Annotated in this window: 10 protein-coding genes; all 10 read left to right on the top strand. The window is 74.3% G+C overall.

Annotation, left to right across the window (positions count from 1 at the left end; genetic code table 11):
- Nucleotides 1-19: 19 nt before the first annotated feature.
- On the top strand, nt 20-793 hold the full coding sequence (locus AC3ERT_RS26835) for an adenosylcobinamide-GDP ribazoletransferase (protein ID WP_435177253.1): 774 nt from the start codon (nt 20-22) through the stop codon (nt 791-793).
- Between the two features lie 146 nt (nt 794-939).
- A complete protein-coding gene (locus AC3ERT_RS26830) occupies nt 940-2445 on the top strand; it encodes a leucyl aminopeptidase (RefSeq protein WP_335984136.1) in 1506 nt (501 codons plus the stop codon).
- A gap of 275 nt (nt 2446-2720) precedes the next feature.
- A complete protein-coding gene (lpdA, locus tag AC3ERT_RS26825) occupies nt 2721-4109 on the top strand; it encodes a dihydrolipoyl dehydrogenase (RefSeq protein ID WP_335984135.1) in 1389 nt (462 codons plus the stop codon).
- A 50-nt stretch (nt 4110-4159) separates the two neighbouring features.
- Nucleotides 4160-5938, top strand: coding sequence for a 2-oxoglutarate dehydrogenase, E2 component, dihydrolipoamide succinyltransferase (sucB, locus tag AC3ERT_RS26820; protein ID WP_435177251.1), 1779 nt, complete (start codon nt 4160-4162; stop codon nt 5936-5938).
- 185 nt (nt 5939-6123) lie between these two features.
- Nucleotides 6124-6762 (top strand): GntR family transcriptional regulator, encoded by a 639-nt coding sequence (locus tag AC3ERT_RS26815; protein ID WP_435177249.1) that lies wholly within the window; start codon nt 6124-6126, stop codon nt 6760-6762.
- 278 nt (nt 6763-7040) lie between these two features.
- Nucleotides 7041-9725, top strand: coding sequence for a pyruvate dehydrogenase (acetyl-transferring), homodimeric type (gene aceE, locus AC3ERT_RS26810; protein WP_435137573.1), 2685 nt, complete (start codon nt 7041-7043; stop codon nt 9723-9725).
- Nucleotides 9726-9961: 236 nt separating this feature from the next.
- Complete coding sequence (locus tag AC3ERT_RS26805; RefSeq protein ID WP_435137576.1) at nt 9962-10963, top strand: GNAT family N-acetyltransferase; 1002 nt, start codon at nt 9962-9964, stop codon at nt 10961-10963.
- A 147-nt stretch (nt 10964-11110) separates the two neighbouring features.
- On the top strand, nt 11111-11623 hold the full coding sequence (locus AC3ERT_RS26800) for a DUF4240 domain-containing protein (protein WP_435177273.1): 513 nt from the start codon (nt 11111-11113) through the stop codon (nt 11621-11623).
- 31 nt (nt 11624-11654) lie between these two features.
- Nucleotides 11655-12560 (top strand): TIGR01777 family oxidoreductase, encoded by a 906-nt coding sequence (locus AC3ERT_RS26795; RefSeq protein ID WP_435177247.1) that lies wholly within the window; start codon nt 11655-11657, stop codon nt 12558-12560.
- Nucleotides 12561-12873: 313 nt separating this feature from the next.
- A complete protein-coding gene (locus tag AC3ERT_RS26790; RefSeq protein WP_435177245.1) occupies nt 12874-14148 on the top strand; it encodes an FAD-dependent oxidoreductase in 1275 nt (424 codons plus the stop codon).
- Nucleotides 14149-14474: the final 326 nt, after the last annotated feature.

The following is a 14474-nucleotide window of genomic DNA, read 5'->3' as shown; positions in this document are numbered from 1 at the left end:
GGGCGGGTAGCCTCCTGGGGTGGCTGGTGGGGATGGGTTGAGGTTCGCGTTCGGGACGTTGACGGTGGTGCCCGTACGGGTGACGCGGTGGGACCGGGAGGCCGCGCGGGGCGGCATGCGGGCGGCGCCGTTGGTGGGGGTGGCGGTGGGCGCGGTCGCGGGCGCGGTCGGCGCGGGCCTGCACGCGGTCGGCGCGAGCGCGCTGCTGTCGGCGGTGGGCGCGGTCGCCGTCCCGGCCGTGCTGACCCGAGGCCTGCACCTCGACGGACTCGCCGACACCGCCGACGGGCTGGGCAGCGGCAAGCCCCCCGCGCAGGCACTGGACATCATGAAGCGCTCGGACATCGGACCGTTCGGCGTACTGACCCTGGTCCTGGTGCTGCTGGGCCAGGTCGCCGCCTTGACCGCCTGCTACGGGCACGGGTGGGTGTACGGCGCGGTGTCCGCGGTGGCCGGCGCCGTCGCGGGACGCGTCGCGATGACGCTCGCGGCCCGCCGCGGGATACCGGCGGCCCGCCCGGGCGGCCTCGGCGCGGCCGTCGCCGGCGTGCTGTCCCCCCGTACCGCGTGGACCGTCGCCGCGGGGTGCGCCGGGCTCGCCGCACTCGCCGGCGCGGGCTTTGCGGGCCTGACCTGGCTCCGCTTCCTGCTCGCCGCGGCCCTCGCCGCCACCGCCGCCGAGTCGCTGCTGCGCCGCTGCCGCACCCGCTTCGGCGGGGTGACCGGCGACGTGTTCGGCGCCCTGTGCGAGACCGCCGCGACCTGCGCCCTCCTCGTCCTGTCGCTGCGCTGACCGCGTGGTCCGCCCCGCCGCAGCGGGATGCGGACACGTCCGCCTGCCCGCCCGCTGAGCCGCAACTCGGCAGCGTAGGCTCGACGGAGGGCTGCTCCGGCGTCGTGGTGGCCCGCACACCTTCGACCGTTAGGACCCCACCCACCGTGACTGCACTGACACTAAGCGCCTCCTCCGCCGCAGCGCTGCGCGCGGATGCCGTCGTCGTAGGCGTGACCAAGGGCCCGAAAGGCCCGCGCCTGGCGCCGGGAGCGGACGCCGTGGACGACGCGTTCGGCGGCAAGCTGGCCGCCGTCCTCGAGACCCTGGGCGCGTCCGGCGCCGAGGGCGAGTCGACCAAGGTGCCCTCCCCCGACGGCGTGAAGGCTCCCGTGGTGCTCGCGGTCGGCCTCGGCGAACCCGCGGGAGACGGCGAGCCGTACGACGCGGACGCCCTCCGCAAGGCCGCGGGCGTCGCCGCCCGCACCCTGGCCGGCGCCAGGAAGGCGGTCTTCGCCCTGCCCGCCGCTTCCGCCGCCGACGTGGAAGCCGTCGGCACCGGTGCGCTGCTGGGCGCGTACACCTTCACCACCTACCGGTCCGGGGACACGAAGGGCGCGCTCGGCGAGGTCACCGTGACCGGCGCCAAGCCGCGCGACAAGGAGCACAAGGCCGCCGCCGCGCGCGCCGTCGCGGTCGCCGAAGAGGTCAACCGGGCCCGCGACCTGATCAACACCCCGCCGAACGACCTCACGCCGACCGCGTTCGCCGCCCTCGCCCAGCAGGCCGGCAAGGAGCACGGCCTGAAGGTCGAGGTACTGGACGAGAAGGCGCTCGCCAAGGGCGGCTACGGCGGCCTCATCGGCGTCGGCCGCGGCTCGGCCACCCCGCCCCGCCTGGTCAAGGTCGCCTACACGCACCCCGACGCGACCGTCTCGCTCGCCTTCGTCGGCAAGGGCATCACCTACGACTCGGGCGGCATCTCCCTGAAGCCGCCGGGGCACAACGAGACGATGAAGTGCGACATGAGCGGCGCGGCCGCCGTGTTCGGCGCGGTGCTGGCCACCGCGAAGCTCGGGCTGGCGGTCAATGTGACCGGCTGGCTGGCGCTGGCCGAGAACATGCCCGGCGGCAACGCGACCCGCCCCGGCGACGTGCTGAAGATGTACAGCGGCAAGACCGTCGAGGTGCTCAACACCGACGCCGAGGGCCGCCTGGTGCTGGCCGACGCGCTGGCCCGCGCCTCCGAGGAGTCGCCGGACGCGATCGTGGACGTGGCGACGCTGACCGGGGCGATGGTGCTCGCGCTGGGCGACGGCCGGTTCGGGATCATGTCCAACGACGACGACTTCCGCTCCAAGGTGCACGCCGTGGCGCTCGCCGAGGGCGAGGACTCCTGGCCGATGCCGCTGCCGCAGCAGCTGCGCAAGACGTTCGACTCGCCGGTGGCCGACATCGCGAACATGGGCGTGCGGCCCGGCGGCGGGTTGATCGCCGGGCTCTTCCTGCGCGAGTTCGTCGGCGAAGGCATCTCCTGGGCGCACCTCGACATCGCCGGCCCGGCCTTCCACGAGGGCGCGCCCTTCGGCTACACCCCCAAGGGCGGCACCGGCAGCGCCGTCCGCACCCTCGTGGGCCTCGCCCGTACCGCCGCCGAGGGCGAGCTGCTCTGACCGGCGCCCGTTGACCGCGCCGGTCGGCAAAGAGGTGGGCAGAGAAAAGCGCCGTGAGTTAGCTCACACGCGGCCCCGGGTGAATCACCCGGGGCCGTACGTGCTACGCGCCTGCTGCGTCACACCGCCCGGCCCGATGCCTCACCGGCCGCCAACAAGTGCGAAGATGTGGGTCGGCACGACAGGGCCCCCTTTGAGACAAAGCGGCCGAACCAAAGCCGCCGTCCGGTCTAGGTGGACCGGCTCCGGCGAACCCCATGCATGGAGGACGTGACGTGGCGAACGACGCCAGCACTGTTTTCGACCTAGTGATCCTCGGCGGTGGCAGTGGCGGTTACGCGGCTGCCCTGCGTGCCGCACAGCTTGGACTCGACGTCGCCCTGATCGAGAAGAACAAGCTCGGGGGCACCTGTCTGCACCAGGGCTGCATCCCCACCAAGGCGCTCCTGCACGCCGGCGAGATCGCCGACCAGGCCCGCGAGAGCGAGCAGTTCGGTGTGCGGGCGACCTTCGAGGGCATCGACATCGCGGCCGTCCACAAGTACAAGGACGACGTGATCTCCGGCCTGTACAAGGGCCTGCAGGGCCTCGTGGCCTCGCGCAAGGTCACCTACATCGAGGGTGAGGGCCGGCTCTCCTCCCCCACCTCGGTGGACGTGAACGGCCAGCGCATCCAGGGCCGGCACATCGTGCTGGCGACCGGGTCCGTACCGCGCTCGCTGCCGGGCCTGACCATCGACGGCAACCGGATCATCTCCTCCGACCACGCCCTGGTCCTGGACCGGGTGCCGCAGTCGGCGATCATCCTGGGCGGCGGCGTGATCGGCGTCGAGTTCGCCTCGGCGTGGAAGTCCTTCGGCACCGACGTGACGATCGTCGAGGGCCTGCCCCACCTGGTGCCGGTCGAGGACGAGAACAGCTCGAAGCTGCTGGAGCGGGCCTTCCGCAAGCGCGGCATCAAGTTCAACCTGGGCACCTTCTTCCAGGGCGCCGAGTACACCGACAACGGCGTCAAGGTCACCCTGGCCGACGGCAAGACCTTCGAGGCGGAGGTGCTGCTCGTCGCCATCGGCCGCGGCCCGGTCTCGCAGAACCTCGGCTACGAGGAGCAGGGCGTCGCGATGGACCGCGGCTACGTCCTGGTCGACGAGTACATGCGCACCAACGTGCCGACCATCTCCGCGGTGGGCGACCTGGTGCCCACCCTCCAGCTCGCGCACGTCGGCTTCGCCGAGGGCATCCTCGTCGCCGAGCGGGTGGCCGGCCTCAAGCCGGTGCCGATCGACTACGACGGCGTGCCGCGCGTGACCTACTGCCACCCCGAGGTCGCCTCCATGGGCCTCAGCGAGGCGAAGGCCAAGGAGGTGTACGGCGCGGACAAGGTCGTCACGCTCAAGTACAACCTCGCCGGCAACGGCAAGAGCAAGATCCTCAAGACCTCGGGCGAGGTCAAGCTGGTCCAGGTGCGCGACGGCGCGGTCGTGGGCGTGCACATGGTCGGCGACCGGATGGGCGAGCAGGTCGGCGAGGCGCAGCTCATCTACAACTGGGAGGCGCTGCCCGCCGAGGTCGCGCAGCTCATCCACGCCCACCCGACGCAGAGCGAGGCGCTCGGCGAGGCGCACCTGGCGCTGGCCGGCAAGCCCCTGCACTCGCACGACTGACCCTCGAACACGCCACCCATCCGCACAGATCGTTAGGAGCAACCGCAACCATGGCGGTTTCCGTAACCCTGCCGGCGCTCGGCGAGAGCGTGACCGAGGGCACCGTCACCCGCTGGCTGAAGGCCGAAGGTGAGCGGGTCGAGGCCGACGAGCCCCTGCTCGAGGTCTCGACCGACAAGGTCGACACCGAGATCCCCTCGCCCGCGTCGGGCGTCCTGGCGTCCATCAAGGTCGCCGAGGACGAGACGGTCGAGGTCGGCGCCGAGCTGGCCGTGATCGACGACGGCTCGGGCGCCCCCGCCGCCCCGGCGGCCCCCGCGGCCGAGCCCGCCCCGGAGCCGGCGCCCGCGCCGACCCCGGCCGCCGCGACGCCGTCCACCGAGGCCGCGGCCCCCGCCCCGGCCCCGACCGCGCAGGCGGCCGCCGGCGCCTCCGGCGCGTCCGGCACCGACGTGGTGCTGCCCGCGCTCGGCGAGTCCGTCACCGAGGGCACCGTCACCCGCTGGCTGAAGGCGGTCGGCGAGAGCGTCGAGGCCGACGAGCCGCTGCTCGAGGTCTCCACGGACAAGGTCGACACCGAGATCCCGTCGCCGGTCTCCGGCACCCTGCTGGAGATCCTGGTCCAGGAGGACGAGACGGCCGAGGTCGGCGCGAAGCTGGCGGTCGTCGGTGCGGCCGGTGCCGCTCCGGCCGCGGCCCCCGCGCCTGCCGCGCCCGCCCCGGCTCCGGCGGCCCCGGCTCCCGCGCCCGCCGCCCCGGCTCCCGCTCAGGCGGCCCCGCCGGCTCCGGCCGCGCCCGCCCCGGCCGCTCCGGCACCCGCTGCTCCGGCTCCGGCTCCGGCCCCCGCTCCGGTGGCCCAGCCCGCCCCGGCCACGCCCGCTCCGGCTCCGGCGGCCCCGGCCGGTGACGGCGCCTACGTCACCCCGCTGGTCCGCAAGCTCGCCGCCGAGAGCGGCGTGGACCTCGGCTCGGTGCGGGGCACCGGCGTCGGCGGCCGTATCCGCAAGCAGGACGTGCTCGCCGCCGCGGAGGCCGCCAAGGCCGCCGCGACGCCGGCCGCTCCCGCTGCCGCCGCGCCCAAGGCGGCGAAGTCCGTCGAGGTGTCGCCGCTGCGCGGCCAGACGGTCAAGATGACCCGGATGCGCAAGGTCATCGGCGACAACATGATGAAGGCCCTGCACTCGCAGGCGCAGCTGACCAGCGTGGTCGAGGTGGACGTCACCCGGGTCATGCGGCTGCGCGGGCTGGCCAAGGAGTCCTTCGCGGCGCGCGAGGGCGTGAAGCTCTCCCCGATGCCGTTCTTCGTCAAGGCCGCCGCCCAGGCGCTCAAGGCCCACCCGGTGATCAACGCCCGTATCAACGAGGACGAGGGCACGATCACCTACTTCGACTCCGAGAACATCGGGATCGCGGTGGACTCCGAGAAGGGCCTGATGACCCCGGTCATCAAGGGCGCCGGCGACCTGAACATCGCGGGCATCGCCAAGAAGACCGCCGAGCTGGCGGCCAACGTCCGGGCCAGCAAGATCACCCCGGACGACCTGGCGGGCGCGACCTTCACGATCAGCAACACCGGTTCGCGCGGTGCGCTGTTCGACACGGTCATCGTGCCGCCGAACCAGGCCGCGATCCTCGGCATCGGCGCGACCGTCAAGCGCCCGGTGGTCGTGGAGACCGCCGAGGGCACGGTCATCGGCGTCCGGGACATGACGTACCTGTCGCTCTCCTACGACCACCGGCTGGTGGACGGTGCCGACGCGGCCCGCTACCTGACCGCGGTCAAGGAGATCCTGGAGGCCGGCGAGTTCGAGGTCGAGCTCGGCCTGTGAGCGCGTTGCGCGCCTGAACCGCAGTGCTGACGGCGCCCCCGCAACCGGTCCCACCGGGTGCGGGGGCGCCGCCGCGCGGCAGGGGCGCGCCGGCCCGTTCACGGGTTCGGGCCGTCCCGACCGGCGGCAGCCCGGCCGCCCCGTCGTATCGTCGTAGGCACGCAACAGCGAAGGAGCGCGCCCCCATGGCCCAAGTCGCCGCCCCTCATCTGGTCGTGCACAGCCTGCGCGAGCAGATCCGCGAGCACATCCTCGACGGCATCGTCAGCGGACGCTGGAAGCCGGGCGAGCGGATCGTGGAACGGCGGATCGCGGTCGAGCTGGAGGTCAGCCAGACGCCGGTCCGTGAGGCGCTGCGGGAGCTGGAGACGCTGCGGCTGATCGAGTCCGCGCCGAACAAGGGCGTGCGGGTGCGCGGTCTGACGGCGGCAGACGTCAAGGAGAGCTACCCGGTGCGGGCCGGTCTCGAGCAGGTCGCGGCGGAGCTGGCGGCGGCCGCGCTGGCCGATGACCCGGGCCCGCTGGAGCGCGAGGTGGCCGCGCTGCGGGCGGCCGACGCCGCGCTGGACGACGAGGCGCAGGTCCGGCACACCGTCGCCTTCCACCACGAGCTGGTCCGCGCGGCCGACAACGGCGTGCTGCTGCACGTGTGGGAGTCGCTGGGCATCGAGGTGTGGACCACGCTGTCGATGCGCTGGCTGAGCCCCGCGCCGCGCGCCTACGCCGACGAGCACCAGGAGCTGGTGGACGCGTTCACCGCCCGCGATCCGCGGATCGGCGAGCTGATCAAGTCCCATGTGCTGAGCTGCGCCCCGCAGGTGTAGCCGCGGGGCGGGCGCCTGCCGTTGGGCGGAGCGGAGCCCGGCTGCCCCTTCGGTAGGGTGGGGCGGGCGGGGCGTGGACCGCTGTTTCCCAGGCGAAGCCCAGGTGTCACTGGGTGCCCCGAAGGCTGGCACCCCGTGCCGACCTGTGGTTACTTCTCGGCAACCCATTGATCGATCATCGATCGCGGCGTAACGTCGATCGGCGGGGAGCTTCCTGTCGTGCCCGACTCACACTTCCCACCACCCTCCCTCCGTTGTCTGGAAGGCGGCACACACCCATGCCTGACGCCGTAGGCCGTACCCGGCCGAGTCAGCTCGACCAGATCCCCGACATCGACCCGGAGGAGACCGCGGAATGGCGCGCGTCCCTGGACGCGGTCGCCAAGGCCGCGGGCCCGCACAGGGCGGCGTACCTGATGCGCCGCACCCTGGAGAGCGGTAGCGAGAGCGGCCTGAGCCTGCCGACGCCGCTGGAGACCGAGTACATCAACACCATCCCCACCGCCGCCGAACCCGCCTACCCGGGTGACGAGGCGCTGGAGGCGCGGATCACCGCCTGGAACCGCTGGAACGCAGCGGCGATGGTCACCCGCGGCAGCAAACTCGGCCTCGGCGGCCACATCGCCACCTTCGCCTCGGCCGCCTGGCTCTACGAGACCGGGTTCCAGCACTTCTTCCACGGCAAGGAGGGCGCCGGCAGCGGCGACCAGCTCTACATCCAGGGCCACGCCTCCCCCGGCATCTACGCCCGCGCGTTCCTCGACGGCCGCCTCACCGAGGCGCACCTGGACCGCTTCCGCCAGGAGGCCGGCGGCGACGGCCTGCCGTCCTACCCGCACCCGCGGCGGCTGCCGTGGCTGTGGGAGTTCCCGACCGTGTCCATGGGCCTCGGCCCGCTCTCGGCGATCTACCAGGCGCGGTTCAACCGCTACCTGGAGCACCGCGGCATCAAGGACACGTCCGGCTCGCACGTGTGGGCGTTCCTCGGCGACGGCGAGATGGACGAGCCGGAGTCGACCGCCGCCCTGGCGCTCGCCGCCCGCGAGGGCCTGGACAACCTGACCTACGTCATCAACTGCAACCTCCAGCGGCTGGACGGCCCGGTCCGCCCGAACTTCAAGATCGTGCAGGAGCTGGAGGCGCAGTTCCGCGCCGCCGGCTGGCACGTGGTGAAGGCGCTGTGGGGCGCGGCCTGGGACGAGGTGCTGGCCCAGGACACCGACGGCGCGCTGCTGCGGCGCCTGCGGGAGACTCCGGACGCGCAGTTCCAGACGTACGCCACCCGCGACGCGGCCTACCTGCGCGACCACTTCTTCGGCGCGGACGCCTCGCTGCGCACCATCGGCGCGAAGCTCACCGACGCCAAGCTGCTGGAGCTCTTCCAGACCTCGCGCGCCGGCCACGAGCCGCGCAAGGTGTACGCGGCCTACCGCGCGGCGATGGAGCACAAGGGCGCGCCCACGGTGATCCTCGCGCAGACGGTGAAGGGCTACACGCTCGGCGCCGGCTTCGAGTCGCGCAACGCCAACCACCAGATGAAGAAGCTCACCGGCACGCAGTTCCGCGCCATGCGCGACCTGCTGGAGCTGCCGATCCCGGACAGCGCGCTGGACGCGGACGTGGTGCCGTACTGGCACCCGGGCGAGAACTCCCCCGAGATCCAGTACCTGCGCGAGCGCCGGGCGGCCCTGGGCGGTCCCGCGCCGGCCCGCAAGGTGGCGGCCGCACCGCTGCCGCTGCCGCCGGAGAAGGCGTACAAGCCGCTGGAGAAGGGGTCCGGCAGCCAGGAGATCGCCACCACCATGGCGTTCGTCCGGCTGGTGAAGGACCTGATGCGGGAGAAGGAGACCGGGCGCCGATGGGTGCCGGTCGTGCCCGACGAGGCCCGCACCTTCGGCATGGAGTCGCTCTTCCCGTCCGCCGGGCTGTACTCGCCCAAGGGCCAGACGTACGACCCGGTCGACCGCGACCAGCTGCTGTACTACAAGGAGGCGAAGGACGGCCAGATCCTCAACGAGGGGATCACCGAAGCCGGTTCGCTCGCCGACTTCACCGCCGCGGCCACGTCGTACGCCACCCACGGCGAGCCGATGATCCCGTTCTACATCTTCTACTCGATGTTCGGGTTCCAGCGGACCGCGGACCAGTTCTGGGCGCTCGCCGACCAGCTCGGCCGCGGCTTCGTGATCGGCGCCACCGCGGGCCGCACCACGATGACCGGTGAGGGCCTCCAGCACGCCGACGGCCACTCGCACCTGCTCGCCTCCACCAACCCGGCGGCGATCTCCTACGACCCGGCGTTCGCGTTCGAGGTCGCGGTGATCGTCCGCGAGGGCCTGCGGCGGATGTACGGTCCGGCCGTCGAGGGCGAGGACCAGGACGTCTTCTACTACCTGACGGTGTACAACGAGCCGAAGGTGCAGCCCGCCATGCCCGAGGGCGTGGAGGAGGGCATCATCAAGGGCCTCTACCGCTACCAGGAGGCGGCGCCCGCCGCCGCGGACGCGCCGCGCACGCAGCTGCTGGCGTCGGGCACCGCGATCCACTGGGCGCTGGAAGCGCAGCGGCTGCTCGCCGAGGACTGGGGGGTGGCCGCGGACGTGTGGTCGGCGCCGTCCTGGACGGAGCTGCGGCGCGAGGCGCTGGCGTGCGACGCGGCGCGGCTGCGCGGCGAGGACCGGGTGCCGTACGTGACCCGGGCGCTGGCCGGCGCGCCGGGGCCCGTGGTCGCCGTCAGCGACTGGATGCGGGCGGTGCCGGACCAGATCGCGCCGTGGGTGGAGCAGGACTGGACGTCGGTGGGCACCGACGGGTTCGGGCTCTCCGACACGCGTGAGGCGGCCCGTCGGCACTTCGGCGTGGACCCGCAGTCGCTGACCGTGCAGGCGCTGGCGGCGCTGGCCCGGCGCGGCGAGGTCAAGCCGGAAACGGTGAAGGAGGCCGCGGAGCGCTACGGGCTCTGAGGCACGGTGTGCCGTCCGGTTCCGGGTGCTTCCCGGTCCGGCCGGTGAACGCGGTACGGCGGCGGGTCCCTGACCGGAGGGGCCCGCCGCCGGCGCATGTCCGGGCATGGGTCGCATCCGGTGCGAAACGCGCCCGCCGGGAACGGCGCGTTTTCGTACGGCGGCCGCCGTGACGTGGGAATCCGCGCCTCGGAAGGGATTGCGGGCACCTACACCGACCGGTTAGGTTCCCCCGGATGCCTACCAAACACCGGCGGCTGACCTCCCCCACCGACGACGACGTCCGCGCGTGGCACCGGGTGCGGTCCGCGGCGCTCGCCCACGACCGCCCGGGCGAACCGCTGCCGACCCTCGCCGAGGTGCGCACCGCGCTGACCACCGTCGGGCCCGGCAGCCGGCTGGCGCTGTGGCTGGCGTACGGCGCGAACGGCGAGGGGGTGGCGACGGCGAAGCTGCGGCTGCCGACCGCCGAGAACAGCGGCCGCCTGGCGTCGGTGGAGCTGACCGTCCATCCCGCGCACCGCAGGATGGGCATGGGGTCGCGGCTGCTGACCACCGTGGTGGCCGCGGCGGCCGAGGAGAACTGCCGCCGGCTGTCGACGGAGGTACTGGCCGGCACCCCGGGCGAGAGCTTCCTGTCCACCCGGGACTTCGTGCCCGCGCTCCGGCTGACCTGGCAGCGGCTGCTGCTGGCCGAGATACCGGAGCGGATCGTGAAGCTGCCGGACGTGCCGCACCCCGGCTACCGGCTGGCGTCCTGGGAGGGCGCGCCGCCGGACGCGCTCGCGGACTCCTTCGCCGCGGCCCGGGCCGGGCTGGCGGACCAGCCGACCGGCGGCCTGGCCGTGACGTGGACCCAGTGGGACGCCGAGCGGGTGCGCAGGACCGCGGAGTTGGCGGCCCGGCGCGGTGAGCGGCTGCTCAACCACGCGGCGGTCAGCGTCGCCGACGGGTCCGTGGCCGGGTACACCAAGCTGACGCTGCCCGCCGAGGCCGCCGCCGGCGGCGGGGCCCGCGCCAAGCAGCTCGACACCGCGGTGCTGCCCGCACACCGCGGGCACGGGCTGGGGCTGTGGCTGAAGTCCGCGATGCTGCGGCACCTGGTCGACGGCCACCCCGAGGTGGCGGAGGTCGTCACGAACACGGCGGACGACAACCGGCACATGCTGGCGGTGAACGCCGCGCTCGGCTTCCGGCCGCTGCGGCGTACCGTGGCCTACCAGCTGCGGCTGGCGTGACCTTCCCGGGTGCCCCGTCACCCGTTCGTGGGGCCGCCCGCCGGCGGCGGGCCGGTCGCGCACCTGCCCGGGCCCCTCGATACGGCCGCCGCGCAGTAGCGTGGTCGCGTTGCACGGGGTATCGCCGCACGGGAAGCTGGACGCGTGATGGACGAGACGGAGTTCTGGGAGATCGTCGACCGGGCGCGTGAGGCGGCGGAAGACGATCCGGAGGAGCAGGCCGACCTGGTGGTGGAACGGCTGGCCGGCCTCGACCCGGACGCCGTGCTGGACTTCGCGCGGCACTTCGAGACGCGGTTCAACCGGGCGCTGTCGTGGGAGCTGTGGGGCGCCGCGGACGTCATGCTGGGCGGGGTGGACGAGGACGCGTTCGACTTCTTCCGGTGCTGGCTGATCGGCCAGGGCCGGCACGTCTTCGAGGGCGCCCTGCACGCCCCGGACGACCTGGCGTTCCTGGTCCCGGAGTTCGACCCCGAGGCCGACGGCGACGCCGAGGACCTGGGGTACGCCGCCGACGAGGCGTACGAGCAGCTGACCGGGGTGCGGCTGCCGGATCTGGAGCTGCCGCCGCGCCAGGACCCGGAGGGCGTGCGCCCGGACTTCGACGACGACGCGGCGATGGCGGAGCGCTTCCCGCAGCTGTGGGCGCGCTTCGGGTAGCGCGCCGGGGCGACCGGGCACAATGGCCCCCATGCGTATCGCAGTCACCGGCGCCTCCGGGCTGATCGGCTCCGCCCTGTCCGCCTCTCTGACGGCCGACGGCCATGAGGTGGTCGCGCTGGTCCGGCGCGCCCCGGCCGGCCCCGGAGAGGCCCGCTGGGACCCGCGGGCGGGCACCGTGGACGAAGGGGCGCTCGCGGGCTGCGACGCGGTCGTCCACCTGGCGGGTGCGCCGGTCGCGGCGCGGCACTGGAGCGACCGGCGCAAAAAGGTGCTCCTCGACAGCCGGGTGGACGGCACCGCCACGATCGCGCGGGCGATGGCCGCGCTCGACCCGAAGCCGCGGGTGCTGGTGGCCGGCAGCGCGATCGGCTACTACGGCGACACCGGCGACCGCTTCGTGGACGAGGACAGCCCGGCGGGCAGCGGCTTCCTGGCCGACCTGGTCCAGGCGTGGGAGGCGGCGGCCGACCCGGCGCGCGCGGCCGGCATCCGCACGGTGCACGCGCGCACCGGCCTGGTGGTCTCGCCGCAGGGCGGGGCGTGGGGCGCGCTGTTCCCGTTCTTCCGGGCCGGGCTGGGCGGGCGGCTGGGCAGCGGGCGGCAGTACTGGAGCTTCATCTCGCTCGCCGACGAGATCGCCGCGCTGCGGTTCGCCATCGACCACGAGGAGCTGTCCGGGCCGGTGAACCTGACCGCTCCGGACCCGCGCACCAACAGCGAGATCACCGCGGCGATGGGGCGGGTACTGCACCGGCCGACGGTGCTGCCGGTGCCGTCGTTCGCGCTGCGCGCGGTGCTCGGGGAGTTCGCCGGCGACGTGACGGGCAGTCAGCGGGTGCGGCCCAAGCGGCTGCTGGACGCCGGGTTCCCGTTCGCGCACCCGGACATCGACGGGGCGATCAAGGCGGCGCTGCCCCCGCGCAACCAGGTCTGAGGAGCGCGGCACCGCGGCCGTCCGGTGGGGGGCCCTGCGGCCGTATGCCAGCGGCGGCGTGTCCGCGGGGCCGTACGGCCGGAAAGCTCGCCGGAAAGGGCCGGATCGGGCCGGTCCGCCCCGCATCCTTTGCCTTTGATGAGGGCATGACCTTTAGCAGCGTTTCGCGCGGGCCGGTGCCGACGGCCGGCCGCCGGGCGGAAGCGGGCAGTTGACGGTGCGTCGGCGGAGCAGGGCCGCCTGCCGCACCCGCCCGCCCCCGCCCCCCGCGCGGGCGCGAGCGGGGATCGGACCCGACCTCGGGAGGGGCATCGTGCTCGCACCAGCACGCCCGCACAGCACGGCCGCGGCCACGGACGTGATCGTCATCGGCGCCGGACCGGCCGGCCTGGCTGCCGCGCACCACCTGACCGAAGGGGGGATGCGCGTCACCGTCCTGGAGGCCACCGAACGCGTCGGCGGGCGGATGGCCACCGACAGCGTGGACGGCTTCCGGCTCGACCGCGGGCCCCAACTGCTCAACACCGCCTACCCCGAGCTGTCCCGCACCCGCGGGTTGCGCGGGCTGCCGCTGGCCCCGCTCGCGCCCGGCGCGCTCGTCCACTCCGCCGGCCGCGCCTTCCGGGTCGGCGGGCCCCGCGGCACCCGCGCGTCCTTCGGCTCGGCCCGCGACCGGGCCCGGCTCGGCACCGCGCTCGACCGGCTCGCCGCCACCCCCACCCACCGCATCACCGCCCGCCCCGAGAGCACCGCCGCCCTCGCGCTTTCCGGGCGCGGCTTCGCGCCCCGCACCGTCGAGCACTTCCTGCGGCCGCTGCTCGCCGCGCTGCTGTGCGACGCCGAACTCGGCACGTCCAGCCGGGTGGCCGACATCGTGCTGCGCGGCTTCGCCCGGGGCCGGTCCTGCCTGCCGGTGGGCGGCGCCGCCCGTCTGCCCGAACGGCTCGCCGCCGCCCTCCCGCCGGGCACCATACGGTTCGGGGTGCGCGCCGCCCACGTCGCCGCCAACGCCGTGCACACCACCGACGGCGCCGAACTCCCCTGCCGCGGCGTGGTCGTCGCCACCGACGCCCACGCGGCCGCCGCGCTCCTGCCGGGGCTGCGCGTGCCCGGCTTCCACCCCGTCACCGTGGTCCACCACGCCGCGCCCACCGCACCCACGGCGCCCCTGCGCGAGCCCGTCCTCGTCCTCGACGCCGACCGCCTCGGGCCGGTCTCCCACACCTACGCGGCCACCGCCGTCGACCCGACCCGTGCTCCGCGGGGGCGCACCCTCGTCACCTCCGTCCTCCTCGGCCCCCCGCCGGACGGCTCCGACGACAAGACCATCCGAGCCCACCTCGCGGACCTCTACGGCACCTCCACCGACCACTGGGACCTGCTCTCCCTGCGCACCACCGCGCACTGCGTCCCCGCCATGCCCCCGCCCCACGACCTGCGCCGGCCCGTCCGCCTCCTCGCCGGCCTCTACGTCTGCGGCGACCACCGCGACACCTCCACCCTCCAGGGCGCCCTCTTCTCCGGCCGCCGCGCCGCCTCCGCGGCCCTGCGCGACCTCACCGCCCACACCCCACCCCGCGCGGCCTAGGCCGTGTCTGACAAATCCCGCCTGGCCGACGCGGCCTAGCGCCCCCGGGTGTTGCGCCTCGCGGCGGGGCTGCCGGCTGTGGCGGGAAGCGCCGCAGGTGGGCAGGGGCGCGGGGAACTGCGCGACCAGCCACACCCCACCCGCACACAAACCCACCACCGCAAGGGGCACCCCCCAGGGGCGCGGGAACTGCGTGACCAGCCACGACGCGCCTCGGCCCGGCCACCCACATGGCCCCCCACCCCCGTTCCCGCCCTCGACCCGCGTCCGCGCCCTCGACCCGCATCCGCGCCCCCGTCCCGCGGGAACGGCGAACCGCCCACCCG

This window comes from Actinacidiphila sp. bgisy145, assembly GCF_057708125.1.
The sequence above is the reverse complement of the archived record's forward strand: the minus strand, read 5'-3'. Positions and strand labels throughout refer to the sequence as shown.

Bases quoted from the DNA above. Each gene is read 5' to 3' on its own strand.
- sucB (WP_435177251.1), top strand. From the start codon at position 4,160: ATGGCGGTTTCCGTAACCCTGCCGGCGCTCGGCGAGAGCGTGACCGAG.
- AC3ERT_RS26815 (WP_435177249.1), top strand. From the start codon at position 6,124: ATGGCCCAAGTCGCCGCCCCTCATCTGGTCGTGCACAGCCTGCGCGAG.
- aceE (WP_435137573.1), top strand. From the start codon at position 7,041: ATGCCTGACGCCGTAGGCCGTACCCGGCCGAGTCAGCTCGACCAGATC.
- AC3ERT_RS26805 (WP_435137576.1), top strand. From the start codon at position 9,962: ATGCCTACCAAACACCGGCGGCTGACCTCCCCCACCGACGACGACGTC.
- AC3ERT_RS26800 (WP_435177273.1), top strand. From the start codon at position 11,111: ATGGACGAGACGGAGTTCTGGGAGATCGTCGACCGGGCGCGTGAGGCG.
- AC3ERT_RS26795 (WP_435177247.1), top strand. From the start codon at position 11,655: ATGCGTATCGCAGTCACCGGCGCCTCCGGGCTGATCGGCTCCGCCCTG.